This window comes from Pseudarthrobacter sp. N5 (genome assembly GCF_050157035.1).
Taxonomy (GTDB): domain Bacteria; phylum Actinomycetota; class Actinomycetes; order Actinomycetales; family Micrococcaceae; genus Arthrobacter.
Map to the genome: position 1 here is coordinate 2,406,756 of NZ_CP189593.1, position 24,693 is coordinate 2,431,448.

Consider the following 24,693-nt stretch of genomic DNA (forward strand, 5'->3'; position numbering starts at 1 on the left):
GCTGTTCCGTTCCGCTAGCTGGTCCGGTTGCGGACGGCGTCAACGATCCGTTGCACGGCCTCTGCGACGGGCACCCCGTTGTCCTGGCTGCCGTCACGGAAGCGGAAGGAGACGGCACCGGCGTCGGCGTCGTCGCCTCCGGCGATCAGCACAAACGGGATCTTGTCCTTGCTCGCCGTCCGGATTTTCTTCGGGAAGCGATCAGAGGAGATGTCCACTTCGGCCCGGATGCCGGCAGCCTTGAGCCGGTCCACGACGTCGAACATGTAGTCGTTGAACGCCTCCGCCACCGGGATGCCAACCACCTGCACCGGCGCCAGCCAGGCCGGGAAAGCACCTGCGTAGTGCTCGGTGAGGACACCCATGAACCGCTCCACGGAGCCGAACAGGGCGCGGTGGATCATGACCGGCCGCTGGCGGGTACCGTCCGCTGCCTGGAATTCGAGTTCAAAGCGCTCGGGCAGGTTGAAGTCGAGCTGGATGGTGGACATCTGCCAGGTCCGGCCCAGTGCGTCCTTCGCCTGCACGGAGATCTTGGGACCGTAGAAGGCGGCTCCACCCGGATCCGAAACCAGCTCCAGGCCCGAGGCTTCTGCCACCTCGGCCAAGGTACGGGTGGCTTCCTCCCACGCGGCGTCCTCGCCGACGAATTTATCTTCGTTTTTGGTGGACAGCTCCAGGTAGAAGTCCTCCAGGCCGTAGTCCTTCAGCAGACCCAGGACAAAATTCAGTGTTGCGGTGAGCTCGTCCTTCATCTGCTCGCGGGTGCAGTAAATGTGGGCGTCATCCTGGGTCATTCCGCGCACCCGGGTCAGTCCGTGCACCACGCCGGATTTCTCATAGCGGTAGACGGAGCCAAATTCGAAGAGGCGCAGCGGCAGCTCGCGGTAGGAGCGTCCCCTGGACCGGAAGATGAGGTTGTGCATGGGGCAGTTCATCGGCTTCAGGTAGTAGTCCTGGCCTGGCTTGCGGACCGTGCCGTCCTCGTTCAACTCCGCATCGATGTGCATCGGCGGGAACATGCCGTCCCGGTACCAGTCCAGGTGGCCCGAAACCTCGTAGAGGTGGCCCTTGGTGATGTGCGGGGTGTAGACAAAGTCATAGCCGGCGTCCACGTGGCGCTGGCGGGAGTAGTCCTCCATGGCCTTGCGGATAATGCCGCCCTTGGGGTGGAACACGGGCAGGCCCGAGCCCAGCTCATCCGGGAAGGAGAACAGGTCCAGCTCGGCACCGAGCTTGCGGTGGTCGCGGCGCTCGGCCTCTGCGATGCGCTCCTGGTAGGCCTTCAGGGCGTCCTTGGTGGGCCACGCGGTGCCGTAGATGCGCTGCAGCTGCTGGTTCTTTTCGCTGCCGCGCCAGTAGGCAGCGGAGGACCTGGTCAGGGCGAAGGCGTTGGAGATCAGTTTGGTGTTGGGCAGGTGCGGGCCGCGGCAGAGGTCGCACCAGACCGTGGTTCCTTCCTTGCGCTCCACGTTGTCGTAGATGCTCAGCTCGCCGCCGCCCACCTCAACGTTTGAACCGTCAGCATCGGAACCGGCGCCTTTGAGGCCAATGAGTTCGAGCTTGTAGGGCTCGTTCCTCATTGCTTCGCGGGCTTCGTCTTCGGTGACCACGCGGCGCACAAACTTCTGGTTCTGGTTGATGATCTTCTGCATCATCTTTTCGAGGGTCTTGAGGTCCTCAGGGGTGAACGGCTCTTCCACATCGAAGTCGAAGTAGAAGCCGTCCGTAATGTACGGGCCGATTCCGAGCTTGGCGTCGGGACGCAGTTGCTGGACGGCCTGCGCCATTACGTGGGCGGTTGAGTGCCGCAGTACGTCGAGTCCCGCTGGGGAATCGATGGTGACACTCTCGATTTCCGCACCTTCGGGCAACGGCTGGTCCAGGTCCTTCAGCTCGCCGTTAACGCGGGCGACAACGACGTCGCGGCGCTCAAAAAAGAGTTCCGCGCCGGTGGTCCCGGTAGTCACCTTGGTCTCTTCGCCATCGACGATGAGGGTGATCTGCTGGGCATCTGACACGGGTGTCTCCTATTCAATGTTTAGGCTTCGTAGCTTGTGGCGTACGGGGGCCACAGCCAGCCTCGTCCATGTTATCGGTTTCCGGGGAGGCCGACCAACGCGTGCGGGGCGGGTCAGTTTGGAGACGTGAATGCACCAGGCCCGATTCTCAGCGAGTTCATCTCCCCCGGATGGAAACATCTGGCTGCGCCCGCTGGAGCCCGGGGATGCTGCGGCGCACTATGGCGGTGAGGACAGCCAGCTGGTGCGCTGGTATGCCGGCAGTCCGGCGCCCTCGCTCGTGCACGTCAGCAGCTACATCGGCCGGGTTTCCCAGTCATGGGCGGATGGTGGGCCAAAGTTCGCTTTTGCCATCTGCATCCGCGGCGGAGCGGATCTGTGCGGAACTTTGGACGTTGACCTGGAGAGCGCAGGTGCAGGGCCCGGTCACGCTAACGTCGCTTATGGCCTGTATCCCCCGTGGCGTGGACTGGCAACGGCAGCAGTGGTGCTGGTGATGCCGTTTCTTGGGCAGTTTCCGCAGCTTCATGAAGCGGTAATTCGGGTTCATCCAGATAATCCTGCCTCCGCATGCGTTGCGCGACGCAGCGGTTTCACGGTGCTCGAAGCTGGTCCGGAGGATGGCCTTCTCCGGTTCGCGCGGCCGCTGTAGCGATCAGCCGCCGAGCCCGGTGATGGCCAGCGTCCTGGTAATGCCGTCCAACGGGCCGGGCTGCCTGAACTCTTCCGGATCGGTGGAATCAACGGCTGCCGGTCCATGCTCGGGGAACGGCAGGGTCTCCACCTGGCTGAGGTCCCACGCCATGCTGGCACTCAGGCTCATGCCCTTGGGCCCGGTCCTGCGGGTGGTGCCACGGATCAGCAGCAGCCTGGTACCGAACAGCAGAGGTCCGGCCTGCTCCTGCGCTTCATGGAAGAAGACTGAGTCAACGCAGCCTGTGCCGTCGTCGATGCTGATGAACACCACCCTGCGACCGCCGCGCATGGGCGGCGTCTGGGTGGCGATCCGGACGCCGGCAACCAGCACCTCCGTACCATTGCGCAGCCCCAGCAGCTTGTCTGCCGTGGTGACGCCGAGCCTGTCCAGCATGGGCCGGTGACTGTCCATGAGGTGCCCGCTGACGTCAATGGCCATAAGGTCCAGCTCCGCCCGGACGTTCTCCACCAAAGTTGGTTCCGGGAGCCCGGCCTTCACATTCCGCAACTCAACATCGCCCAGTGGCAGGGTCAGCTGGCCCTCCATAACGTCGATGCCTTTTCTGCCCGGACGGGTCTGCAGGTTCTGCAGGTGGTGGACCAGATCAGCCCGGTTTGCGGTTCCCCCGGATTCGCGGTGCATGGAATCAAACGCACCCAGCTGGGCAAGCCGCTTGATGCTCGGCTTACTCAGCCTGGACCGTGCGCGCAGATCCGCCAGCGAATCATAGGGCTGCCCGGCCACCATCCGCTTAAGTTCGGCTGCCGACAGGCCGAAGATCCCGTTCAGGCTCAGCCGGATTCCCAGCTTGCCCCGGTCCGGCCCCGCATCAACCCGTTCCACCCGGTACTCCGCGTGGCTGCGGTTGATGTCCAGCGGCAGGATGGGGATGCCCAGCCTGCGTGCTTCGGCCACCAGCAGCCGTTTGGGGTACATGCCGGGATCGTGTTCCCACAGCCCGGCCAGGAAAGCCTCCGGGTGGTGGGCTTTCAGCCAGGCCGACTGGTAGGTGGGCACGGCGAAGGCCGCGCCGTGTGCCTTGCAGAAACCAAAGCTGCCGAAGGCTTTTAGTGTTCCCCAGACTTTGTCCACCACTTCCGGCGTGTAGTTCCTGGCCCGGGCCTCCTTCCGGAAGAACTCCTCCACCTTGGGTTCAAGAGCCTCGTTGCCCAGCGCGCGGCGGAACTCATCCGCACGTGCCAGGTCGCAGCCTGTCATCACATTGAAGGTCCGCAGGATCTGCTCATGGAAAACCGTCACCCCGTGCGTTTCCTGCAGCACCGGTTTCAGGGCCGGATGCGGGTAGACCTCCGGCGCAAAACCATGTCGGTGTTCAAGGAAGGGCCGAACCATGTCCGATTTCATCGGCCCCGGGCGGAACAGCGAAATATCGATGATGAGGTCGTTGAAATCACGCGGCGCCATTTTGCCCACGAGCTCGCGCTGGCCCGGGGACTCGATCTGGAAGCAGCCCAGCGTGTGGGTGCTGCGGATCAGTTCGTAGGTGGGTTCATCGTCCAGCGGCACCGCGTTGAGATCGATCCGGCCGTCCTCGGTGATGTAGTCCGGCCCCATGCCGTCCGGCCCCGAAGGATGCGCGCCTGCCGCCACCACCTCGGCCTTGGACGGATGAAGCCGGATCACTTCGCGGACAGCGAAGGCCATGGCGCTCTGCATCCGGACACCGAGCACATCGAGTTTGAGCATACCCATGGGATCCATGTCGTGTTTGTCGAACTGGCTCATGGGCAGGCCAAGCCCGCTGGGCTGGACGGGAGTCCGGTCCAGCAGGGTTGCGTCCCCAAGGATCACCCCGCAGGGATGCATGGAAATATGGCGCGGCAGCCGGTCCAGCCTTTCGGTCAGGTCCACGAGCAGATCCAGCTGCTGGTTTTCCCTGAAGTCCCTGTGCTCCACCCGCCCTGCGAATTCCCTCAACTCCGGTTTCTCCACCAGGGCTTCGCGGAACTTCCGCGCCGAAAAACGCCACAGCTGTTTGGCGATCTCACCCACATCGCCATCATCCATGCCCAGCGCCATACCGGCATCCCGGACAGCGCCGCGGGCGCGGTAGCCGTTCTGCATGCTCATCAGGGTGACGCGCTCAGCACCGAAACGGTCAAAGATCTTCCGGTAGACGTTGTGCCGTTCCGCGCTTTCGACGTCGATATCGATGTCCGGCAGAGTGGCCCGGTCCCGGGAGAGAAACCGTTCGAAGATCAGGTCATGCTGCAGCGGATTCACCTGGCTGACATCGATCAGGTAGTTGACCAGGCTGGAGGCCCCGGATCCGCGGGCAGCAGCCCGGACCCCCATGTCCAGGATCATCCGGGATACTTCGGCCACGGTCAGGAAGTAGGACGCGAAGCCCAGGTTCGCGATGATCCCCAGCTCATGCTCCAGCCGGGTGCGCATCTGAGCCGCCGGTTTGCCGGAGATCCCCGGGAACCGCCGGCTGATCCCCGCCTCGCAGCGCTGCGTCAGCTCCAGCAGCGGATCCCCTGTAATACCGATCACCGAGGCCTCCGGGACCACGGGCTGTTTCCAGCCCATGTCCGTGACCGGGTCCATCCGGCAGCGGTCCGCGAGCGCCTCCGTCTGCGCCATCAGCTGTTTGAGGTCCGCGGCACCATATGCGGCGGCATGGATGATTTCCTTGCCCAGCTGAAGCATCTGCGCCGGGGATTTCAGCCAGCCTTGCCCGTTGGGCTGGAGCAGCGGTTCAGCGGACAGTTCGGGCAGGGATTTCAGGGTGCGGGCGGAATCCAGTACGTCCGCCGTGGCGGCGCCGTCCTCGGCGCAGTAACGTACTGCATTGCTCAGCACTGCCGGCACTCCGTATTCCTCAGCCAGTTTAAGCATGCGCACTGCGTGGGCCGTGCTCAGCGGTTGACCCGGTGCGCTGAGCTGGGACACCACTTCCGTCACCACGGTTCCCTGCGGCATGGCGTCCAGCCAGCGTTTAAAAAGGGTGCGCGGCCGGAGGTAGCGGCGCCCGCCCATGGCACGTCCGACGTCGGAATCCGGCCCGAGCAGCACGGTGAGCACCGGCTTCAGGGTTTCCGGGTGCAGGGTTCTGGAGGCAAGTTCTGCCCGGGTGACCGCCACCGGCACCGCTCCCCCGGCTTTGCCGGAGGTGCGGACATGGGCGTCCGAAATCAGCCGGCAGAGGGCCCGGTAGCCGGCGCCGTTGTTCTGTCCATTGGCAAGTACGACGACGCGGCCCGCGAGCTGGGTGCGGAGGTCGCCGTCGTCGTCAAAGACCGCAAGGTCAACCCCCACTACAGGATCCAGCCCGGCAGCCATGCAGGCTTTGAGGTGTTTGACGGTTCCGTACAGGCCGTCGCGGTCGGTGCAGGCGAGCGCCGTGGCGCCGTCCGCGGCTGCGGCCTGCGCCAGCTCATCAGGCCAGGACACACCATAGTGGGCGCTGAAGGCTGTGGAAACGTGCAGATGTGTGAACGTCATGCGCTTCTGGGACGGAGCGCATCATGGATCCGCAGCAGCCTCCAGCGGCCGCTGCCTGTCTGCCGGACCAGGTCAAGGGTGAGCGGGTCCTCCGGGAACAGCGGCGGCACAGCGCGTTTTCCTGGCGGCATGCCAGTGGCCTTAGCGTCAGAGGCCCGGACCTGGATCCGCCAGATCTCGTGGTCCACCAGTCCTGGGCCGCTTCCCAGCGGCGCGCGGCTTTCCTCAGCCCACCATTGACGCCGTTCATACCACCGCACCGGCTCGGCGCAGACAGTGTACTGGCGGCCTGCCCACTGAAGCTTCAATGGCTGGCCGCCAGGGGTGCAGACGACGTCTACAGACTCGCTGAACATGCCCATGGGTGCCTCCCGGAACAAACTGAAAATGAAGTTATTCGAATACATGTTCTAATAACTTCAGTCTACGCCGGGGGCCGGACAAAACCTACACCGAGGTTTCCGGGCCTGTGAGAACGGCCTCGGCGCCCTGGTGGTCCTTCGACGAGGAGTGGATTACAGGGAAAGGACGGGCTGGGCAGCGCTGGCCATGTCCCCTCCGTTCACTCGCAAGCGGCCCGCCCGTCTGGACTGACCAGGATCCGGCCCCGACGATAGGGCCGAAAGTCGCGGGACCGACCCGGGCCATTGGACCCTTGCCACCCTCCGGGTGCTCGGCAACAATTGCAGGGCCGGCAACCACGACATGCCGGCGTTCTTTGTAGCCGTACCGGCTGCAGGCAGGAGGAAAATGGATCGCCCACAAGATTCGCTCCGGACCTCCGAGGCACCGGCAGCCGGACCCATCCGTGTCTTCGTCCTGGACGATCACGAACTGGTCCGACGTGGCCTGCAGGAGCTCCTGGAGGGCGAGGGCTTTGTTGTTGTCGGAATGTCCGGGTCGGCAGAAGAAGCAGCCCGGCGGATTCCGGCCCTCCGCCCGGACGTCTCTGTTCTGGATGCCCGGCTGCCGGACGGGACGGGCATTGAGGTCTGCCGTGAAGTGCGCTCAGTGGACCCATCGCTGAACTGTCTGATATTGACGAGCTACGACGACGAACAGGCGCTGCGGGGCGCCGTTCTGGCGGGCGCGGCGGGGTACGTGCTCAAGGAAATCGGCGGCACTGATCTCCTGGGGGCTCTGCGCAGTGCGGCCCGGGGCGAGTCCTTGTTTGATGCCGAGTTGAAGGCACGGATCATTCAGGGGCTGGTGGAGCCCGAGCACGTTGATCCGCGGGTCGCATCGCTGACCCCGCAGGAGCGCCGGGTGCTGGAGCTCGTGGGCCAAGGCCTGACCAACAGGCAGATCGGTGAGAACATGCTCCTGGCCGAGAAGACGGTGAAGAACTATGTCTCCTCGCTACTGGCGAAGCTGGGGTTTGAGCGGCGCACCCAGGCCGCTGTGTACATGGCTCATGAATCTGGCGCGCAGGCCCCACGGATTCGCTGAAGTTTCAGTTCAACGGAACCGACCACACCAGCGTCGTCCCGGCAGCCGGCGAGCTCTCCACGGTGAATGACCCTTCCAGATCCCGGGCTCGGTGCTTCATGTTCGCCAGACCGTTGCCGGGCACGGGATCGCTGAACCCCATGCCATTGTCCTGAATCAGGAGAGTCACCCTGCCATCCGCCGCAGCCACGGACACGGCAATGGAGTCTGCGCCTGAGTGCCGGATCGCGTTGCTGAGGCCTTCTGAAACGACGGCCAGCAGATTCGAAACCATGCCGGCATCCGACACTGAATCGATGTGCCCTGTCATGGTCAGGCGCGGTGCGAACGGGAGTGTCATGGAAGCGCTGCGGACTGACTGGAGCACGCGGCTACTGAGCAGCTCCTTCTCACCGGAGGTGGCCCGCAGCGAATAAATCGTGTCACGGAGATCCCTGATTGTCTCGTCCAGCTCTCCTGTCACCGCCTCGATTCTGTCCATGGCGGATTCGTCCGTGGTGAACCGGCGCAGGCTCTGGATGCTCAGCCCTGCGGCGAACAGCCGTTGAATCACGACGTCGTGCAGATCCCGGGCAATCCTGTCACGGTCTGTGAATACTACGAGCTGCTCCCGCATCCGGTGGGCGCGGGCAAGTTCCCGGGACAGCGCAACATGGGATCCGAAGACGGAGCCCATGTCCACATCGGTCCGGGAGAATGCTGCGGCCCCGGGATTCCTTGCCAGCATCAGAAGCCCGTGATGTGTCCCCAGCGCACTCAGGTCTATTGCGAGGAGCCTGCCCCAGGCGAGGCCCTCAGCCGAAGCCAGGCATTCGGTGGCATCGTCCAGAAGCGCGGCTTTTCCGGTGGCCAGGATCGCCCTGACCTCAGGAACGTCCATAGCCAACACCCGTCCGGCGTAGTGCGCGCCGTGCTCTCCGGCTGCGCCGATGACGCGGAAGGACCCCGTTCCGCCGTCGGGTACCAGGATGAGCGCAAGATCCGATTCGGATTCCTGGAGCGCCCGGGCTGCGATGAGGTCCAGGCCCCCGTCCTGGCGCTGACCTTCCTGCTCCTCACCCCTCATCCGGCCCGTGACGTCCATGCAGGCCTCCAGCCACTGTGCCCGGCGGCGGGCGTCCTCGTACAGGCGCGCGTTCTCAATTGCGACGCCGGCGGCGGCCGCCAAGGCAACAGCGAGGTCCTCGTCTTCGGCGGTGAAGTCACCTCCGCCTTCTTTTTCGGTCAGATAAAGGTTGCCGAACACCACGTCCCTCACCCGGACAGGCACGCCGATGAAAGAGTCCATGGGCGGGTGGTGTTCGGGGAACCCGTACGATTTCGGGTGGCGGCGCAGCTCGTGAAGCCGCAACGGCGCCGGGTCACTGATCAGAAGTCCCAGTACGCCGTGCCCCGTAGGCAGCGGGCCGATGCGCCCGGCCGTTTCCACGTCGATTCCGACGGTGATGAAATGGCTCAGCGACCTTTCTTCGCCCAGGACGCCAAGGGCTCCGTACCTGGCGTTCAGCAGCTGGCATGCCGATCTGACCACTCTGTCCAGTACGGCTTCCAGGCTGAGGTCTTCGGCCACCGCCACCACGGCTTCAAGGAGTCCGCGCATGCGTTCCTGTGCGTGGACCAGCTCCCCTGCCCGGGCCACGAAATCCTTGAGCAGGTCCTCGATCCGGATGCCGGCCGTGAGCGGACGTTCACCGGGGTCAGAGCCCGGAACGGGACCTTCCATGTGCCACCTTCCGCCGGATGCGAATCACGCGGATCTGAACGCCCGGAATTTCAGCCGGACGCATATCCGAGGAAAGACTACCGCGCCATGGCGTGATCAACCAGACTTCAGCCTGAGGCGGGGTCTAAAGGCCCTAACGGTGCCGCTCTCTGCACCGTACGGTCAAAGCTATGAGCCCCAAACAGCGAGACGCGACCGAACGGCTTGCCCCTGATGAGTGCTGGGAGCTGCTGGACCGTACCCTCGTCGGAAGGCTGGCCGTGATTGTCGGCGAGCACCCCGAGATTTTCCCCGTCAACTATGTCGTGGACCAGAAAACCATTGTCTTCCGCACCGGGTCCGGAACGAAGCTTTGGAGCACGGTGCGGGATCAGTGTGCCCTCGAAATCGATGGATACGAGGCTGGCTCGGCGAGCGCCTGGAGTGTAATGGTCCGGGGCCGCGCAGAGCTGGTACTGGACCCCGGGCAGCAGGCCGCCGCAGGAGCACTGCATCTGGATCCCTGGCAGCCTGGCGACAAGAACCACTACCTGAGGCTGACCCCCGAGTCGCTCACGGGGCGGCGGTTCAAGACCACCCGGCCGGACATCTGGAACACGCCTGATTCGGATGCCCGGACTTCCACGTTTCACTAGCCCCCTGCTGGAAGCGGCCGGCCAAACCTGCCGTCTCCCCGACGCAACCGATAGAAAAGGAACGGACATGTCCATACCCAACATGGCACCAGGCCGCATCGACGGCGCCCGGCACGTCACGACAGAATACAGCGAGGATCAGTGCTGGGACCTGCTCCGCTCGGAAACCACCGGACGCTTCGGATTCGTGCGCGACGGCCGGGTCATGATCCTGCCCGTCAACTACCTTGTGCACAACAAGGCCATCTACTTCCGCACTTCTCCGGACGGGATAATCAGCGATGCCGTCCCGCACCAGCAGTCGTCCTTTCAGGTTGATGACGCCCGTCCAGCGCGCAGCGAGGGTTGGTCCGTGCTGGCCAGCGGCCCGTCATCCCGGGTGATGGAACCGGAGCTCCTGACGGACTTGTGGGGACAGATCATGCCCGAGCCTTGGGGTGGCGGAGCACGGAATCTATTCATCCGCATCGACGCGGCCACCCTCACCGGACGGGGTGTGCACCTCGGCTGACTCCCCTGCCGTCCGGGCCTTGCCGAACCGGGATTCGAGACCATCGGGTTGGACTCCGTTCGCCCGTCCGGCAGCAGATCAGGGGTGGACGGGCAGGGGGCGCAGAGAGCAGGATGGAGCCATGAGTACCAATGACGCACTCCTCAAGCACGTAAGCATCGCCGCCCAGGACTCCGCCCTTGTGGCGAAGTTCGATATCGAGGGAAACATCCCGGGTTCGGGGGCCTACGTGGTTGGGCTGGTCGCAGCCACTCCGGACTACTCATCGCAGCGCAGACTCGGCATCGAGTTCATGAACGGGGAGGCGATCGCCTTCTACTCGTTCAGCCATGAGCAGGGCACGGAGGAAAACTATGCGCTCAGCGGCGTCTCGCACTCTGGAAACACCATCACCGGAAACTTCCCGCTGGCCGCAATCCACGGACTGGGCAAGGGGCATCTCATGACGGCGTTCAGTGAAGCCGACGGCCGGGAATTCCAGTCCGGTGTAGCCGTGGACGAGGCGCTCTAGAGAAGAGCCAGTCCGGGACCGCTCAGCTGTTGTCCTTGTGGACTCTCAGCTCCAGTTCGATGAACGCGGAAATCATGGCCCGGTACGTCGATTCCACAATGTCAGGATCAATGTCCTTCTTCACCGCAGCCGCCCTGACGTGCTCAACAACACGTTCCACCCGGCCTGGTGCACGGACTTCGGCGTCATCGCCCTTCAGGGTTCCGGAAATCCGGATCAGCCGTTCACGCCGCGCAATGAGCGTGACGATCTGCTCATCGACTTCATCAACGGCGATTCGCACCGCTGCGAGCTGTTCTTTGTCGGCCTTGGCGTCTTTGTCGTGTCCGTGATTTGTCGGCATGTCCATGACAGTATCGAAGTATGCAGGCCCGAGTCGATTTCATCTCACTGGGAGTGCGCAATGTTGACGCCTCCCGCCGTTTCCATGAGGTGGACCGGGTCTTTCAACCCCATCTGGACAGTGGACGACGGCGGCCACGTCACAGTCTGATTCCTGCCGGACTAAAAGAGACTTGCCACCGGCGTGATGAGGTCAGCGGAGTTGTTCCGGACGTTCCCGACAGCCTGGCCGACGGAATCCACGTGCCAGCCGGCGGCGACATCCTTCACCCCGTCACGGACCAGATCCACCAGGGCGGCGGCGTCATCCGCCTGCGGGTCAAGCCACGTCTCCATGGTTTCTTTGCTCATGGGCAGCGGCACACGGTCGTGCAGGGCAGTCAGCTTCCCGAACACGGTGGACTCGGCGCCCGGCGGAGGCGTGTCGGCCGTCAGGATTGACGTTGACAGCATCCAGCGTGCAGGATCGCCGTCGGCCTTAGAAGGATCCTTCCACCACTCATACAGTCCCGCGAAAACCATGCCGCTGCCCTCCGCCGGGTGCACATAGTAGGGCTGCTTGGTGCGGCCTTCGCCCTGTTTCCACTCAAAGTAGCCGTCCGCTGGCACCGCGCAGCGCCTGGTCTTGACGGCCTTGCGGAATGCCGGCTTCTCCAGCACAGACTCGCTGCGCGCATTGATCATTTTCGAGCCGATGCCTGGATCCTTCGCCCACGAAGGCACCAGGCCCCACCGGGCCACGTGCAGTTGCCGGACCGGGCCGCCGTCAATCAGCCGCTCCAGGACAATGGGAACATCATCGGTGGGCGCAACATTCCACGACGGCGGGATCTCGAATTCCTCTTCAAGCCTGGCATCAAATTCCGCGAGCAGATCCCCGACGGCCCGCGCCATCACATAGCGTCCACACATGGCACCAGCATGTCACCGTGGCCGCGCTGTGTCATCACTGCCCGCCGGGCCCAACGGCGGACTGCCAGCGGCTGCCGGCGGCTCTCAGGTCACATCCCCGCGGAGACTGGCGGGGAATAGGGGCGGCCGGGTTACCGTTGACCAGAACGAACCCGCAAACATTTCAGGAGAGCCCCGTGGACTTTACCCCCGAAACCGGCACCATCACCATGTTTTCCACCACCTGGTGCGGTTACTGCAACCGTCTGAAGAAGCAGCTGGATTCCCAGGGCATCGGCTACACGGAGATCAATATCGAAGAGGTTGAGGGCACCGCCGCTCTGGTGGAAAAGCTCAATGGTGGAAACCAGACCGTTCCCACGGTGCTGTTCCCGGACGGCACCGCGGCCACCAATCCTTCGGTCGCCGAGGTCAAGAGCCGTCTCGCCGCCTGAGTCTGAAGAGGCCGGGTGGCCGGTGTCCGCAGCTAAAGACACCGATTACCTGGCCTCGGGGACCATTGGTACAGCCGTTGGCGCTGAGGTTGAGGTGTTCCCAGCCCAGGGGTGAGAGGTGCTTGCGGCGTGGGCGGCGGCGTTCTGAGCATCCTCCCGCTGCCGTTCCTCCCTTTCGCATCGGAGCAAACTCCCAGCCATTACCTGTTCCACGGCCTGTACGCCCTGGCCCAGCTACCCCTGGTCTTCACCACTATGGGACAGCTCCGCTTCCATCACCGGAAAGAAACGCAATCCGCCCTCCCAAGGCGCACTATGAAATCCGTGTATAGCGCGTTGTATAAGTACGGAACTCCGCCATGGGCCGGCGGCGCCCGCGACCAACTCGTACATCTGGTGGAGGGGGGCCATCTCTTCTTTCAGGTCCTGGACGGCAAGTTCAGCTCCGGCCGGATCTATACGGAAATTGTGCGCGATGCCGGCGGTATTGAGGCGCAGATTGACCGTATGGCCAAAGGGACTCCATAAGAGCCCAAGCTCAGGGACGGTCGCGGCAGGACCCGGCCGGGCAGCCAACAGTGCTGACCACCCTGCCCGGACGGACGGGATAGGTGCCACAGTTTCCGGAGAGCCGGTATCGTCCTTTCCCCAGCCTCCCGGTCAATGCCGCAGCCCCGATCGCCGGCAGCTCCAACCCGAAGGTTCGGCTTCCACGGACGTCAGCCATAAAGACGGGATGTCCTCTCCAGCGCTTCGGTGGCCTGCACGATAAGTCGTCGGACTATGTCCCGGGGCGGCAGGATCTCTCCGATCAGGCCGGCCGCCTGTCCCGTGAACGGCACGAACCGCTCCATATTCTGCCGTTGGATGGCGCTCATGATCTCTCATTGGAGACGCGAGGCGTCAGCGGCCGCATCCGCGCGGTGGCCTTGCCATTGCTCGATGAACTGCGTCTCTAGGGCGCGGGGATCAACATCGAAGGCACGGCCGCCGGGCTTGCCGAAGATGTCATCCCACACGTCCACTTTCACAGCGTCCTCGGAACCGGCCGCCAAAATGGCCCGTTTCCATTCGTCGCTGATGGCCGCCTCTTCTGAGGCCAGAAACCGGGTACCAAGGTTCACGCCCTGTGCACCGAGGAGGAGGGCAGCGGCCAAACCCCTGCCATCGGCGATTACTCCGGCTGCCAGCACCGGCACCGGACTCACAGCGTCAACCACCTGGGAGACAAGGGCCATTGTCGAGACCTTGCCGCCGAAGCCCCCTGCCTCGGTTCCCTGGGCGATGATCACATCAACTCCCCGCTCAGAGACAAGAAGCGCCTGTTCCACCGTATGCACCTGTTGGATAAACAGGGCACCCGCCTCATGTGCACGCGTGGGTAAATCGCCCGGATCACTTAGGGCAAAGGGACACGACCGGCGCGTGCATCTCTAGGGCGATGTCGAAGGACTCGGGATGCTGTTGAAGCCAGGGCTGCGTGAAGTTGACCGCAAACGGTCGCTCGGTCAGCGTGCGAAGAACGGCCAGTTGTTGCTGCAGGTCTTCAGGTGACCGGGCCGCGCCGCCCAGGCTGCCCAGGGCGCCGGCATTGGACACCGCGGCCGCCAGTTCGGAGCAGCTGCCGAATGGTCCCATGCCCGCCTGAACAATAGGGTGCTCGACTCCGACCACTTCGCAAAAGGTTGTCCGCAGCATTTCATTCCTCCCGGAGAAGCCGTTGATCAGGCCGATTTTACGCTCCGACGCGGTCATTTTGTGTCGCCGGCCTCCGCGAGCAGCCAACCGGATCCGGATCGGTTAACCCGGGCGGCCTCCGATGGGTCGAACCGGTTGCCGTCACATAGTGGGCTGCACGCATGCAAGCGACTTCGTGCGCAGAGTAGCGAGGTCGGCCTGCGTCTGGTCGGCCAGGTCAGGGACGCAGTACGCGATGAACCACTCCTCGGCCGGCGCGTTGGGGACGGTCTGATTCTCAACTTCCTGGTACGACGGGCGGCCGAGATGGCTGTCGGTTGCGGGTAGATCAACACCCGCCGACAATGCGCCCCAAGGTCACGGTGGCCGGCGACCTTGTACGCGCCTAGCGCCGGTCCTCCACGCTCCTGCTCGGCCACGGCGTCCACGAGGGTCGGGACGCCCGGGACGGGGGCGCACGATGCATGGCTGCGCGGGAGGGCCGCCGAGCAGCTGGCCTCGGGAGCGACGCGGATGGCCTTCGACTCCGACTACGAGGCCGTCAGGGCGGTGCGTAGCTCGCCATTCGCGCCGAGGTCGGCGATGGACCGACGCATGTTGGCCGTCCACCGCTCGGAGGTCTGCGCCCAGAGGGCCTCGGAGTCCGGATCGGTGGACGGCATCGCAGAAGGCAAACGTGCAGTCCCGGAGGATGTCCTCGCGCTACGCGCTGCGAATACCAGTGGAACCGCAAATTGTACTTTCCCGATATGTGGCATCCTTGGCGCCGTTGCCACTGCCCCTCCGGACGCGGCCTTGACACCTCAGGGCAGCGCCCCGATAGTGATCGCATGGATGCCGTCAAAGTCGATGCCCAGCGCATCGCGTACCGGGCCGCGGGCACCGGCCCGCCGCTGGTCCTCCTGCACGGGACCTATGAAGACAGCCGGGTCTGGGAACAACAGCTCAAGGACCTCTCCGACGAGTTCACCGTCGTCGCGTGGGACGCGCCGGGCTGTGGGGAGTCTGACGACCTGGTGGACGGGGCAGGCACTCTGGGCGAGATCCTCGCCGGATTCCTCGCGGCGCTCGGTCTTGCAGGCGGGACGCAGAAGCCGCACGTGCTGGGTCTGTCCTTCGGCTCGGTTGTTGCGCTGGACCTGTGGAAGGAACATCCCGAGATCCCGGCAACGCTTATCCTCGCCTCGGCGTATGCCGGCTGGGCTGGCTCGCTCCCGCCTGAGGAGGTCGAGCGACGCTACAGCCAAGTGAGTGCGGAGCTCGAAAAACCTCCGTCCGAGATCATCCCGGTCTGGCTGCCCACGCTCCTCACGGAGCGGGCCACGGAGCCGATGAAGGCCCAGGTCGCCAGACTCTTCGAGGACTTCCGCCCGTCCGGGATGCGTGCGCTCTTGGCTGCGTCAGGGCGCGCAGACTACAGCCCAGTACTGCCGACTATCACGGTCCCGACGCTCCTGCTGTATGGGGCCGCTGACGTTCGCTCACCGGTCACGGTGGCGGAGGACATGCACCGGCGGATCCCGGGATCCGAGCTCGTGATCCTCCCAGACGTGGGTCACTTAAGCTTTATCGAGGACCCGGAAGCGTTCGCCGCTGCGGTGCGCCGTTGGCTGCACGCGCACAGCCAGACCTGACCCGGCGTTCCCGCCCCAGTCGCTGATGACGGGACGGCGCTGTGCTGGCAGTCTGTGTTGATCAGGCAGGAGTAGGCGTCCCCATCGGTGGCCGGTTCGCCACCCGCCCGGTTGGCCGCTGAGACGTACACGGCCTCGGACTCGACGTAGTGTCCCATTGACCCGAAGGCCTCTTGACACACCATAGGTCTGAGCGTAAAACGAAAGAGTTATCGGGCCTTCTTCGGCTGGGGCACTGAATTCGGCCGGCTCGCCCCTCGGTCACATGAGCATTTGGAGAGCGCTATGGGCACCGAGCAGTTCGATGTTCTACGGGAGCAGGTCCGCGGCCAGGTTATCGAGAGCGGCGACCCCGAGTACGACGCGGCGCGCGTGGTCTTCAACGGCATGGTGGACCGCCGCCCGGCCGCCGTCCTCCGCGTCTCGCAGGTGGCTGACGCCATGGCTGCGGTCCGTTTCGCACGCGAAAACAGCCTCGACGTCGCACTGCGCGGCGGCGGGCACAGCGCGCCCGGCTTCGGGACGGTCGACGGCGGGCTCGTCCTCGACTTCTCGGCCCGCCGGGGCGTCAGGGTCGATCCCGTGGCGCGGCGGGCCCGGGCCGAGGCCGGGGCGACATGGGCGGACTTCAACCACGCGACCCACGCGTTCGGTCTTGCGAGCACAGGCGGAATCATCGGTTCGACCGGTGTAGCCGGCCTGACGCTGGGCGGCGGCATCGGGTATCTCACACGCAAGTATGGACTCGCATGTGACAACCTCATCTCGGCGGATGTCGTCCTGGCTGACGGCACCTTCGTGACGGCCAGTGAGTCGGAGAACGCGGACCTTTTCTGGGCCTTGAGAGGCGGGGGCGGCAACTTCGGCGCTGTGACGTCGTTCGAGTTCCAACTCCACCCGCTCGACATGGTCTTCGTGGGGCTCGCCTTCTTCGATGCCACCGCAGGCGCAGAGGTGGGTGCCGCCTACCGGGAATGGATCGCTGCGCAGCCGGAGGAGATGGGCGCGTTCCTAGGGTTCCACCAGGGGCCTCCAGTCCCCTTCCTCCCTGAAGGATGGCACGGCAAGCCAGTCTCGGTCGTCGCAGGCATGTGGACGGGGGACCTCGACGAGGGGCAGGCGCGCTGGCAGCCCGTCCTGGATTTCGCACCTTCTCTGGGATCCATGTTCGCGCCGATGCCTTACCCCGCGCTCAACGTCATGTTCGACGGGCTCAACGGCGTTCCCGGGCTCCAGGGCTACTGGAAGGCCGACTTCCTCAGCACCCTCAGTGACAACGCGCTCCGCGTCGCCGTCGAGTATTCCCCAGGGATCCCGACGGTTCACTCAGCGAACCACTTCTACCCGATCGACGGCGCAGTGCAGCGCGTGGCGTCCGACGCGACCGCGTTCGCGTACCGGGATGTCGCGTTCGCCCCGGTGATCGCCGGGCAGTGGCCGGATCCGACGGAGAACGCGGAGCACATCGCATGGGTGCGCAACTACTGGTCGGCGCTCCATGAGTACTCCGAGCCCGGCGGCTACATCAACTTCCAGGACGCCGACGACCAGTCACGGATCGAGGACAACTACGCAGCCAACTACGCCCGGCTCGCCCAGGTGAAGGCGAAATACGATCCCGACAACTTCTTCCACGTCAACCAGAACATCAAGCCGTCCGCGGTCGCGCGGTGACGGACGCCGACGTCATTCCACCGCCAGACGCTGCGCCGACGGCGTGAGCGAGGCGAACATCTAGCCTAGGGTGGCGAGGCCAAGGCCGGCCACGTGGAATCCGCAACCGCGTCGCGGTCGGCCTATGGATGGCTTGGTGCGCGGACAGGCAGCACTGGACCAGCCCGGAGCTGCCTGTGACGGCCGAGCGGCAGCGGGAGTACAACGACGACAGCAACGCCGTGCCTCAATCCCGGAACGACCGGCTCTGCTGCCGCGATGTGTCGCCCTGCGGGAGAAGACGCTGTGGCGGATGCTCTACGACCTCCGCCAGCCCCGCCAGCGCGGTGCTCGCCCGAGGGCTGCTCCCAGATCCATCCCGCCCTCGAACGGGTCCTCGGACCGCCCCTGGACCACCTGGCGATACTCGATCTGATCCGTACGTGGCCCACCCCCGGAGCTCCCCGGAAGGCCGGGCGGAAACGCATCGCCAGGCTGCGGAAATCCGCACCTAAGATGTTCAACCAGCTCTCAGAGCAGATTGTGGCGGCCCTGGATGAACAGCACGTCGTGGTCGTCGGGACGAGTGCCGCGGGAATCGTCCTTCCGGAGCTGGCGGGCATGCTGGCCGGTATGCATGAGGCCAGGGCGAGGGCCTGGCCCGTTCGAGGCCCTGTGGAGGCCCACTCTCTTCACCCCGTCCTGACATCCATGCCGGCGGTGGCCGTCGCGACAGCCGCACGGATCCTCGACGACGTCGTCGGTAAGAACTTCGCTGACGACGAACATCTCGCCTCCTACACAGGGCTATCCCCGTCACCTGGCGCTCCAGCAGCTCCATCCGCGGCGACCACGCCTCGCGCAGAGGCAACAAGGCACTCAAACGCGTCCTGTTTCTCTCCGCCTTTCGAATAGGAGTGACGGGGGCGAATGTGGTGACATCGGTGGACTCCGACGGGCTCGGAGGAAATGGAGGGGACACCGCCAGTAGGCGCTGTGGATTTTGTCACGACCTGTTGGTCTGTTTTCTGCTTATGCTGCTGACGGTCGAGGAAGTGTTCTGTTCGGAGATCATGGTCTGCAGCTCCAGCATGACGGTCACCGCCGAGGTGAGCTGCCCCTCGTGCTGCCGTACTTTTTCGCGCAGCCGCCGTGTCTTGGCTTTCTCATCGGCGAGCTGTTCTTCGATCCTGCGAAAATCCTTGCTTCGCGGGGCTCGTGTGGTGGCGAGTTCATCCCTTTCGTCCAGGAGGGCGTAAAACGAACTTGGCACTTGAAAGAGGTGGGTTGTGCGACATGTACAAAGTCTGCACATAAGACTTCTCCCCGTAATCCCGTGCGTACTTCTTCGTGATTTCCCGACGCGTTCCCATCGATAGACCCATCCCTCCTCGTCGCCGCCGTGCCCGGGGCGGCTAGTGATTTACGCGAGCGTTTCCCAAATGAGGCAAGCACCCCATCTCGCGAGCACTATTGATGAGTGTGGTCGCGCCCTGTACCGGTTGCAGCCTCCGGCGTAGACTGCAGCTACTTCAGGCATCACCGGTTATTCGGCACCAGCGGCGGAACCCAGGGCAAGCTTATGAACTCAGCGACCACGGTGACATTGTCCCGGCTTGGCAGGGCCAGGAAAGCGCTGACAGCACGCGAATGGGCCTCGATTGGAGGTATGGCGGGCTTCGTCCTGCTCCTTCATGCCGTGGGTTGGGGCGTCCTGGCGGCGGTGGCAGCGCCGGGTGTCCTCCCGGGAGGCTCGGCGGGGGTATTTGGTGTGGGACTCGGGGTGACTGCGTACACACTGGGTCTGCGGCACGCGTTCGACGCGGACCATATAGCCGCGATAGACAACACCACGCGGAAGCTGATGAACGACGGCAAAAGACCCTTGTCCGTAGGATTCTGGTTCTCCCTGGGACACTCCAGCATTGTCTTCGGCCTGTGTGTGCTGTTGGCCGGCGGAGTAAGCACGCTGGCCGACCAGCTGGATGCCTCATCCTCCACGCTGCACGCGGTCGTAGATCTGGTGGGGGCCGGGATTTCCGGCGTTTTCCTGTACATCATCGGCATCTTGAACCTGGTGCTGCTGGTGGGAATCGTCAAGGTGTTCCGCCGGATGCGCCACGGCGACTACGACGAGGCCGCCCTCGAGGAGCAGCTGAACAACCGCGGCCTGATCAACCGGATTTTTGGCGGCGCCACGCGGATTGTCACGCGGCCCTGGCAGATGTACGCCGTCGGGCTCCTCTTCGGCCTCGGCTTCGATACGGCGACCGAGGTCAGCCTGCTGATCCTCGCCGGCGGCGCCGCGGCCTTTTCGCTGCCTTGGTATGCCATCCTGACACTGCCCGTGCTGTTCGCCGCCGGGATGAGCCTGCTGGATTCGATCGACGGCTGCTTCATGAATTTCGCCTACGGCTGGGCGTTTTCCCGGCCTGTCCGGAAGATCTACTACAACCTGGTCATTACGGCTCTCTCGGTCGCCGTCGCCCTGGTCATCGGCTCGATCGAGCTCATCTCGATCGCGGTGCAGGGCGCCGGAATACGGACGGGCCCGCTGGCCGCCTTCGGTCAACTGGATCTGAACTCGGTGGGCTACGCAATCGTCGCGGTCTTCATCCTCGCGTGGCTGGTTGCCGTGGCCATCTGGAAATTCGGGCGCATCGAAGACAAGTGGAATGGTTCGCCCGAGCCACAGGAATCCCCGGCCGGCACCGCCGCCGCGGACCAGGAAGGGCGGCGGCCGTGACGCAGACCAGGTCATCCCAGGGCCGTCGTCGGCCCTTGAAGTTTGCTATTAGTGCGCCTACATTAGACTCACGAGGTGGCAAAGCCCATGCACGAACTCTCCATTACTCAAAGCCTTGTCGATGCGGTTCTGGACCGTACCGGCACGCAGGCGGTCATGGGTGTACACGTGCGGGTCGGGCGGCTGTCCGGGGTTCTGCCGGATGCCATGCGGTTCTGCTTCGAACTCATTTCCGACGGCACGCCGCTGGCCGGGGCACAGTTGCTGATCGATGAACCCCAGGGAGTAACCCGCTGCCGCAGCTGCGGCCAGGATGCCACCATGGAGGACCTGATCCCGCTGTGCCCCTGCGGCAGCGCCGACGTCGAAATCATCAGTGGCCGGGAACTTATGCTCACGTCCGTGGAAGTGGCCTGACTAATGTGTACAACGTGTGGTTGCAGCGACGACGCCGGAGTCCGGATCTCGAATCTCGAAGGATCCCAGGCCAGCCATCCACAATCACAGGTACACGATCACGAACATCCGCACGATCACACCCGCACGCGCGACGACGTCGGCCACACGCACCAGCACACGCACGACGGCGCCCTGCCCCACACACATGACGGCGCCGGCGAGCGTACGACGATAACCCTGGAGCAGAACCTGCTGGCCAAGAATGACCGGCTGGCCGCACGGAACCGGGGCTGGCTGGAGGGCCGCGGGATCCGGGCGTTCAATGTGATGAGCTCCCCCGGATCCGGCAAGACGACCCTGCTGGTGCGCACCATCCAGGAGCAAGGCAGCGCGCTGAACATCGGCGTGATCGAAGGCGACCAGGAGACCTCGGTGGATGCCGAGCGGATCCGCGCCACCGGCCGTCCGGTCATCCAGATCAACACCGGGGCCGGCTGCCACCTTGATGCCGAGATGCTGCAGCACGGTCTGGATGCCCTCAATCCGGAGGCCGGCTCTACAGTCTTCATCGAAAACGTGGGGAATTTGGTCTGCCCCGCGCTATTCGACCTCGGCGAGAGCGCCAAAGTAGTAATCATTTCTGTCACGGAAGGCGATGATAAACCTCTGAAATATCCGAACATGTTCACGGCAGCCGATCTGGTGATTATCAATAAATCGGATCTGCTCCCCTATGTTGACTTCGACGTCGACGGGTGCCTCCGCCAGGCACGGCAGCTCAATCCCGGCGTCGAAATGCTGATTGTTTCAGCCACCACTGGCGAGGGTTTGGACGGCTGGTTCGACTGGATCAGGAACCAGGCCGGCACTCCTGCGGCGCTCGGCGCCGCACCGCGAGAGCATCGGATTTCGTCTCTGATGCCCTGATGTTCACTTACTGAGCCCGCTCCCCGGGGTACGGCTCGCGAAGGAGGCAACGATGCCTACTGCTGCAGCGATGCAGGCCGAAGATACTCTCATCCACGTCCTTTGGATCAATGCGGGACTCAGTTGTGATGGAGACTCTGTCGCCCTGACGGCGGCAACGCAGCCCAGCGTCGAAGAAATCGCCCTCGGAGCCCTGCCCGGTCTGCCGAGGATCGCCATGCACTGGCCGCTGATCGACTTTGAGTGCGGGCCGCAGGAGGGTGCGGACGATTTCCTCGAGTGGTTCCGCAAGGCCGACCGAGGCGAGCTGGAACCGTTTGTGCTGGTGGTCGAGGGGTCCATCCCGAACGAGAAGCTGCACGCGGAGGGCGGCTACTGGTGCGGTTTCGGCAACAATCTGGAGACCGGACAGCCGATCACCACCAGCGAGTGGCTGGACAGGCTGGCGCCGAAGGCCACGGCCATCATTGCGGCCGGTACCTGCGCCACCTACGGCGGCATCCACGCGATGGCAGGGAACCCGACCGGGGCCATGGGGGTGCCGGACTACCTTGGCTATGACTGGAAGTCCAAGGCGGGAATCCCGATTGTCTGCGTGCCCGGGTGCCCGATCCAGCCGGACAACCTTTCGGAGACCATGACCTACCTGCTCTACCAGGCCACCGGGCAGGCACCGATGATTCCGCTGGATGAGGCCCTGCGGCCGACGTGGTTGTTCGGAAAGACGGTCCATGAGGGCTGCGACCGTGCCGGCTACTACGAGCAGGGCGATTTCGCCACCGAATACGGCTCACCCAAGTGCATCGTGAAGCTGGGCTGCTGGGGTCCGGTGGTCAAGTGCAACGTGCCCAAGCGCGGCTGGATGAACGGCATTGGCGGCTGCCCCAACGTGGGCGGGATCTGCATCGGCTGCACCATGCCGGGATTCCCGGACAAGTTCATGCCGTTCATGGATGAACCGCCCGGAGGAAAACTGAGCACGAACGCCGTCGGGCCTTATGGGGCCACCATCCGCGCGCTACGCAAAATAACCATGAACACGCTGGACAAGGAACCGAGTTGGCGCAAGCCGGGCCGACAACTGCTCACCGGTGCAACCCGCACGTGGTAGCAACGCCAACTTTGAAAGAGGTGAAGCAATGACTTCGACGATTCCAATGCCCGCCCAGGGCGCAGCCGGTAAGGAGGGCCTTGTGGAGATGGCGTGGGACCCCATCACCCGCATTGTTGGCAGCCTGGGCATCTACACCAAGATCGACTTCAACAACAAGCAGGTGGTGGAATGCCACAGCACGTCCTCGATCTTCCGCGGCTACTCCATCTTCATGCGCGGCAAGGATCCGCGCGACGCGCACTTCATCACCAGCCGCATCTGCGGGATCTGCGGCGACAACCATGCCACCTGCTCCTGCTATGCGCAGAACATGGCGTACGGGGTGAAGCCCCCGGCGCTGGGTGAATGGATTGTGAATCTGGGCGAGGCGGCCGAGTACATGTTCGACCACAACATCTTCCAGGAGAACCTGGTGGGCGTTGACTACTGCGAGAGGATGGTCTCCGAGACCAACCCCGGGGTGCTGGCCAAGGCGGAAAACACCCGTTCCCCGCACGCGGCCGAGCACGGATACCGCACCATTGCGGACATCATGCGCTCGCTGAACCCGTTCACGGGTGAGTTCTACAGGGAGGCCCTGCAGGTCAGCCGGCTGACGCGCGAGATGTTCTGCCTGATGGAGGGACGCCATGTGCACCCTTCCACGTTGTATCCCGGCGGCGTCGGCACCGTGGCCACCATCCAGCTGATGACGGACTACATCACCCGGCTGATGCGCTACGTCGAATTCATGAAGAAGGTCGTGCCCATGCACGACGACCTCTTCGACTTCTTCTACGACGCCCTGCCCGGCTACGAGCAGGTGGGGCTGCGGCGCACGCTGCTGGGCTGCTGGGGTTCCTTCCAGGACCCGGACTACTGCAACTTCGCCTACAAGGACATGACGGAGTGGGGCCGGAAGATGTTCGTCACTCCCGGCGTCGTGGTGGACGGGAAACTGGTGACCACGGACCTGGTCCGGATCAACCTGGGCATCCGGATCATGCTCGGTTCCTCCTACTATGAGGACTGGAATGACCAGGAAATGTTCGTCACCAATGACCCGCTGGGCAACCCGGTGGACCGGCGGCACCCGTGGAACCAGCACACCAATCCGCAGCCGCAGAAGCGCGACCTGGACAACAAGTACAGCTGGGTGATGTCGCCGCGCTGGTTTGACGGTACGGACAATTTGGCGCTGGACACCGGAGGCGGCCCGCTGGCACGGCTGTGGTCTACGGCGCTGGCAGGGTTGGTCGATGTCGGCTACATCCAGTCCACCGGTCACAGCGTCCAGATCAACCTGCCCAAAACCGCGCTGAAGGGACCGGTGTCGCTGGAGTGGAAGATTCCGCAATGGAGCAACACGATTGAACGCAACCGCGCGCGGACCTACTTCCAGGCCTACGCTGCCGCCGCGGCTCTGCATTTTGCGGAGAAGGCGCTGGAGGAGATCCGCGCCGGGCACACGAAGACGTGGGAAAGCTTCGAGGTTCCCGATGAGGCGGTCAGCTGCGGCTTCACCGAGGCGGTCCGCGGAGTGCTCTCCCACCACATGGTCATCCGCGACGGCAAGATCGCCAACTACCATCCCTATCCCCCGACGCCGTGGAATGCCAGCCCTCGCGATGCCTCCGGAACCCCGGGACCGTACGAGGATGCGGTGCAGGGCCAGCCGATTTTCGAGGAGAATGACCGCGAACATTTCAAGGGCATCGACATCATGCGCACCGTGCGCAGCTTCGACCCCTGCCTGCCGTGCGGCGTTCACATGTACCTCGGCGATGGCAAGACCCTGGAGAAGCTGCACTCCCCGACGCAGTCACTGACCGGAGAGTAG

The 24,693-nt window shown here is 64.1% G+C and carries 24 protein-coding genes and 2 pseudogenes; 15 read left to right on the forward strand and 11 right to left on the reverse strand.

The window, feature by feature from the left end; genetic code table 11:
- Window positions 1-14 precede the first annotated feature (14 nt).
- A complete protein-coding gene (thrS, locus tag ACQCST_RS11555) occupies window positions 15-2,021 on the reverse strand; it encodes a threonine--tRNA ligase (RefSeq protein ID WP_426995928.1) in 2,007 nt (668 codons plus the stop codon).
- 130 nt (window positions 2,022-2,151) lie between these two features.
- On the opposite strand from thrS, the gene ACQCST_RS11560 reads away from it, so the two are divergent.
- Window positions 2,152-2,673, forward strand: coding sequence for a GNAT family N-acetyltransferase (locus tag ACQCST_RS11560; RefSeq protein WP_426995929.1), 522 nt, complete (start codon window positions 2,152-2,154; stop codon window positions 2,671-2,673).
- A 3-nt stretch (window positions 2,674-2,676) separates the two neighbouring features.
- Here the strand turns inward: ACQCST_RS11560 and ACQCST_RS11565 are convergent, their stop codons facing one another.
- The gene (locus ACQCST_RS11565; RefSeq protein WP_426995930.1) at window positions 2,677-6,186 is read right to left on the reverse strand and encodes a DNA polymerase III subunit alpha; all 3,510 of its coding nucleotides are present in this window, start codon (window positions 6,184-6,186) and stop codon (window positions 2,677-2,679) included.
- The gene (locus ACQCST_RS11570; RefSeq protein ID WP_426999160.1) at window positions 6,183-6,548 is read right to left on the reverse strand and encodes a hypothetical protein; all 366 of its coding nucleotides are present in this window, start codon (window positions 6,546-6,548) and stop codon (window positions 6,183-6,185) included. The genes ACQCST_RS11565 and ACQCST_RS11570 overlap by 4 nt, the downstream gene beginning before the upstream one ends.
- 388 nt (window positions 6,549-6,936) lie before the next feature.
- Here ACQCST_RS11570 and ACQCST_RS11575 point away from each other — a divergent pair, with 388 nt between their 5' ends.
- On the forward strand, window positions 6,937-7,635 hold the full coding sequence (locus ACQCST_RS11575) for a response regulator (protein ID WP_426995931.1): 699 nt from the start codon (window positions 6,937-6,939) through the stop codon (window positions 7,633-7,635).
- Between the two features lie 4 nt (window positions 7,636-7,639).
- On the opposite strand, the gene ACQCST_RS11580 is transcribed toward ACQCST_RS11575, so the two are convergent.
- The gene (locus ACQCST_RS11580; protein WP_426995932.1) at window positions 7,640-9,358 is read right to left on the reverse strand and encodes a GAF domain-containing protein; all 1,719 of its coding nucleotides are present in this window, start codon (window positions 9,356-9,358) and stop codon (window positions 7,640-7,642) included.
- 170 nt (window positions 9,359-9,528) lie between these two features.
- Here ACQCST_RS11580 and ACQCST_RS11585 point away from each other — a divergent pair, with 170 nt between their 5' ends.
- The 3 genes from ACQCST_RS11585 to ACQCST_RS11595 all read left to right on the forward strand — a co-directional run bounded on the left by ACQCST_RS11585 (window position 9,529) and on the right by ACQCST_RS11595 (window position 11,015).
- Window positions 9,529-9,993, forward strand: coding sequence for a pyridoxamine 5'-phosphate oxidase family protein (locus tag ACQCST_RS11585; protein WP_426995933.1), 465 nt, complete (start codon window positions 9,529-9,531; stop codon window positions 9,991-9,993).
- A 67-nt stretch (window positions 9,994-10,060) separates the two neighbouring features.
- Complete coding sequence (locus ACQCST_RS11590) at window positions 10,061-10,504, forward strand: pyridoxamine 5'-phosphate oxidase family protein (RefSeq protein ID WP_426995934.1); 444 nt, start codon at window positions 10,061-10,063, stop codon at window positions 10,502-10,504.
- A 121-nt stretch (window positions 10,505-10,625) separates the two neighbouring features.
- Window positions 10,626-11,015: a hypothetical protein gene (locus ACQCST_RS11595; protein ID WP_426995935.1), complete on the forward strand. Its 390-nt coding sequence runs from the start codon at window positions 10,626-10,628 to the stop codon at window positions 11,013-11,015.
- A 22-nt stretch (window positions 11,016-11,037) separates the two neighbouring features.
- Here ACQCST_RS11595 and ACQCST_RS11600 read toward each other — a convergent pair whose 3' ends face one another.
- Both ACQCST_RS11600 and ACQCST_RS11605 read right to left on the reverse strand, forming a co-directional pair.
- The gene (locus tag ACQCST_RS11600) at window positions 11,038-11,364 is read right to left on the reverse strand and encodes a chorismate mutase (protein ID WP_426995936.1); all 327 of its coding nucleotides are present in this window, start codon (window positions 11,362-11,364) and stop codon (window positions 11,038-11,040) included.
- Between the two features lie 155 nt (window positions 11,365-11,519).
- Window positions 11,520-12,269 carry an SOS response-associated peptidase gene (locus ACQCST_RS11605; RefSeq protein WP_426995937.1) on the reverse strand — a complete coding sequence of 250 codons (750 nt, stop codon included), beginning with the start codon at window positions 12,267-12,269 and terminating at the stop codon, window positions 11,520-11,522.
- A 176-nt stretch (window positions 12,270-12,445) separates the two neighbouring features.
- On the opposite strand from ACQCST_RS11605, the gene ACQCST_RS11610 reads away from it, so the two are divergent.
- Window positions 12,446-12,703, forward strand: coding sequence for a mycoredoxin (locus ACQCST_RS11610; RefSeq protein WP_426995938.1), 258 nt, complete (start codon window positions 12,446-12,448; stop codon window positions 12,701-12,703).
- A 315-nt stretch (window positions 12,704-13,018) separates the two neighbouring features.
- Window positions 13,019-13,231, forward strand: coding sequence for a hypothetical protein (locus ACQCST_RS11615; protein WP_426995939.1), 213 nt, complete (start codon window positions 13,019-13,021; stop codon window positions 13,229-13,231).
- Between the two features lie 191 nt (window positions 13,232-13,422).
- On the opposite strand, the gene ACQCST_RS11620 is transcribed toward ACQCST_RS11615, so the two are convergent.
- The 4 genes and pseudogenes from ACQCST_RS11620 to ACQCST_RS11635 all read right to left on the reverse strand — a co-directional run bounded on the left by ACQCST_RS11620 (window position 13,423) and on the right by ACQCST_RS11635 (window position 15,075).
- On the reverse strand, window positions 13,423-13,581 hold the full coding sequence (locus ACQCST_RS11620) for a hypothetical protein (RefSeq protein ID WP_426995940.1): 159 nt from the start codon (window positions 13,579-13,581) through the stop codon (window positions 13,423-13,425).
- Between the two features lie 6 nt (window positions 13,582-13,587).
- Window positions 13,588-14,067: pseudogene (locus ACQCST_RS11625) on the reverse strand (NAD(P)H-dependent flavin oxidoreductase); the annotation flags it as partial.
- Between the two features lie 31 nt (window positions 14,068-14,098).
- On the reverse strand, window positions 14,099-14,458 hold the full coding sequence (locus tag ACQCST_RS11630; protein WP_426995941.1) for a nitronate monooxygenase: 360 nt from the start codon (window positions 14,456-14,458) through the stop codon (window positions 14,099-14,101).
- Between the two features lie 473 nt (window positions 14,459-14,931).
- Window positions 14,932-15,075: a hypothetical protein gene (locus tag ACQCST_RS11635; protein WP_426995942.1), complete on the reverse strand. Its 144-nt coding sequence runs from the start codon at window positions 15,073-15,075 to the stop codon at window positions 14,932-14,934.
- Window positions 15,076-15,231: 156 nt separating this feature from the next.
- On the opposite strand from ACQCST_RS11635, the gene ACQCST_RS11640 reads away from it, so the two are divergent.
- From ACQCST_RS11640 to ACQCST_RS11650, 3 genes and pseudogenes are all read left to right on the forward strand, one after another.
- Window positions 15,232-16,035: an alpha/beta fold hydrolase gene (locus ACQCST_RS11640; protein WP_426995943.1), complete on the forward strand. Its 804-nt coding sequence runs from the start codon at window positions 15,232-15,234 to the stop codon at window positions 16,033-16,035.
- Between the two features lie 285 nt (window positions 16,036-16,320).
- Window positions 16,321-17,709, forward strand: coding sequence for an FAD-binding oxidoreductase (locus tag ACQCST_RS11645; protein WP_426995944.1), 1,389 nt, complete (start codon window positions 16,321-16,323; stop codon window positions 17,707-17,709).
- 345 nt (window positions 17,710-18,054) lie between these two features.
- Window positions 18,055-18,596: pseudogene (locus ACQCST_RS11650) on the forward strand (transposase); the annotation flags it as partial.
- A gap of 98 nt (window positions 18,597-18,694) precedes the next feature.
- Here the strand turns inward: ACQCST_RS11650 and ACQCST_RS11655 are convergent.
- Entirely contained in the window at window positions 18,695-18,961 is a 267-nt protein-coding gene (locus ACQCST_RS11655) for a hypothetical protein (RefSeq protein ID WP_426999223.1), read from the reverse strand.
- 309 nt (window positions 18,962-19,270) lie between these two features.
- Between ACQCST_RS11655 and ACQCST_RS11660 the strand changes: the two genes are divergently transcribed.
- The 5 genes from ACQCST_RS11660 (at window position 19,271) to ACQCST_RS11680 (ending at window position 24,693) form a co-directional block, all read left to right on the forward strand.
- Complete coding sequence (locus ACQCST_RS11660; protein WP_426995945.1) at window positions 19,271-20,434, forward strand: HoxN/HupN/NixA family nickel/cobalt transporter; 1,164 nt, start codon at window positions 19,271-19,273, stop codon at window positions 20,432-20,434.
- Between the two features lie 75 nt (window positions 20,435-20,509).
- A complete protein-coding gene (locus ACQCST_RS11665; protein ID WP_426995946.1) occupies window positions 20,510-20,851 on the forward strand; it encodes a hydrogenase maturation nickel metallochaperone HypA in 342 nt (113 codons plus the stop codon).
- A 3-nt stretch (window positions 20,852-20,854) separates the two neighbouring features.
- Window positions 20,855-21,760: a hydrogenase nickel incorporation protein HypB gene (gene hypB, locus ACQCST_RS11670; RefSeq protein WP_426995947.1), complete on the forward strand. Its 906-nt coding sequence runs from the start codon at window positions 20,855-20,857 to the stop codon at window positions 21,758-21,760.
- A 52-nt stretch (window positions 21,761-21,812) separates the two neighbouring features.
- A complete protein-coding gene (locus ACQCST_RS11675) occupies window positions 21,813-22,871 on the forward strand; it encodes a hydrogenase expression protein HypE (RefSeq protein ID WP_426995948.1) in 1,059 nt (352 codons plus the stop codon).
- Window positions 22,872-22,899: 28 nt separating this feature from the next.
- Window positions 22,900-24,693 carry a nickel-dependent hydrogenase large subunit gene (locus ACQCST_RS11680; protein ID WP_426995949.1) on the forward strand — a complete coding sequence of 598 codons (1,794 nt, stop codon included), beginning with the start codon at window positions 22,900-22,902 and terminating at the stop codon, window positions 24,691-24,693.

Bases quoted from the DNA above. Each gene is read 5' to 3' on its own strand.
- ACQCST_RS11660 (WP_426995945.1), top strand. From the start codon at position 19,271: ATGAACTCAGCGACCACGGTGACATTGTCCCGGCTTGGCAGGGCCAGG.
- ACQCST_RS11605 (WP_426995937.1), bottom strand. From the start codon at position 12,269: ATGTGTGGACGCTATGTGATGGCGCGGGCCGTCGGGGATCTGCTCGCG.
- ACQCST_RS11600 (WP_426995936.1), bottom strand. From the start codon at position 11,364: ATGGACATGCCGACAAATCACGGACACGACAAAGACGCCAAGGCCGAC.
- ACQCST_RS11615 (WP_426995939.1), top strand. From the start codon at position 13,019: ATGAAATCCGTGTATAGCGCGTTGTATAAGTACGGAACTCCGCCATGG.
- ACQCST_RS11680 (WP_426995949.1), top strand. From the start codon at position 22,900: ATGACTTCGACGATTCCAATGCCCGCCCAGGGCGCAGCCGGTAAGGAG.
- ACQCST_RS11580 (WP_426995932.1), bottom strand. From the start codon at position 9,358: ATGGAAGGTCCCGTTCCGGGCTCTGACCCCGGTGAACGTCCGCTCACG.
- ACQCST_RS11620 (WP_426995940.1), bottom strand. From the start codon at position 13,581: ATGAGCGCCATCCAACGGCAGAATATGGAGCGGTTCGTGCCGTTCACG.
- ACQCST_RS11675 (WP_426995948.1), top strand. From the start codon at position 21,813: ATGCCTACTGCTGCAGCGATGCAGGCCGAAGATACTCTCATCCACGTC.
- ACQCST_RS11560 (WP_426995929.1), top strand. From the start codon at position 2,152: ATGCACCAGGCCCGATTCTCAGCGAGTTCATCTCCCCCGGATGGAAAC.
- ACQCST_RS11565 (WP_426995930.1), bottom strand. From the start codon at position 6,186: ATGACGTTCACACATCTGCACGTTTCCACAGCCTTCAGCGCCCACTAT.
- ACQCST_RS11585 (WP_426995933.1), top strand. From the start codon at position 9,529: ATGAGCCCCAAACAGCGAGACGCGACCGAACGGCTTGCCCCTGATGAG.
- ACQCST_RS11570 (WP_426999160.1), bottom strand. From the start codon at position 6,548: ATGGGCATGTTCAGCGAGTCTGTAGACGTCGTCTGCACCCCTGGCGGC.
- ACQCST_RS11645 (WP_426995944.1), top strand. From the start codon at position 16,321: ATGGGCACCGAGCAGTTCGATGTTCTACGGGAGCAGGTCCGCGGCCAG.
- ACQCST_RS11575 (WP_426995931.1), top strand. From the start codon at position 6,937: ATGGATCGCCCACAAGATTCGCTCCGGACCTCCGAGGCACCGGCAGCC.
- hypB (WP_426995947.1), top strand. From the start codon at position 20,855: ATGTGTACAACGTGTGGTTGCAGCGACGACGCCGGAGTCCGGATCTCG.
- ACQCST_RS11590 (WP_426995934.1), top strand. From the start codon at position 10,061: ATGTCCATACCCAACATGGCACCAGGCCGCATCGACGGCGCCCGGCAC.
- ACQCST_RS11630 (WP_426995941.1), bottom strand. From the start codon at position 14,458: ATGACCGCGTCGGAGCGTAAAATCGGCCTGATCAACGGCTTCTCCGGG.
- ACQCST_RS11595 (WP_426995935.1), top strand. From the start codon at position 10,626: ATGAGTACCAATGACGCACTCCTCAAGCACGTAAGCATCGCCGCCCAG.
- ACQCST_RS11640 (WP_426995943.1), top strand. From the start codon at position 15,232: ATGGATGCCGTCAAAGTCGATGCCCAGCGCATCGCGTACCGGGCCGCG.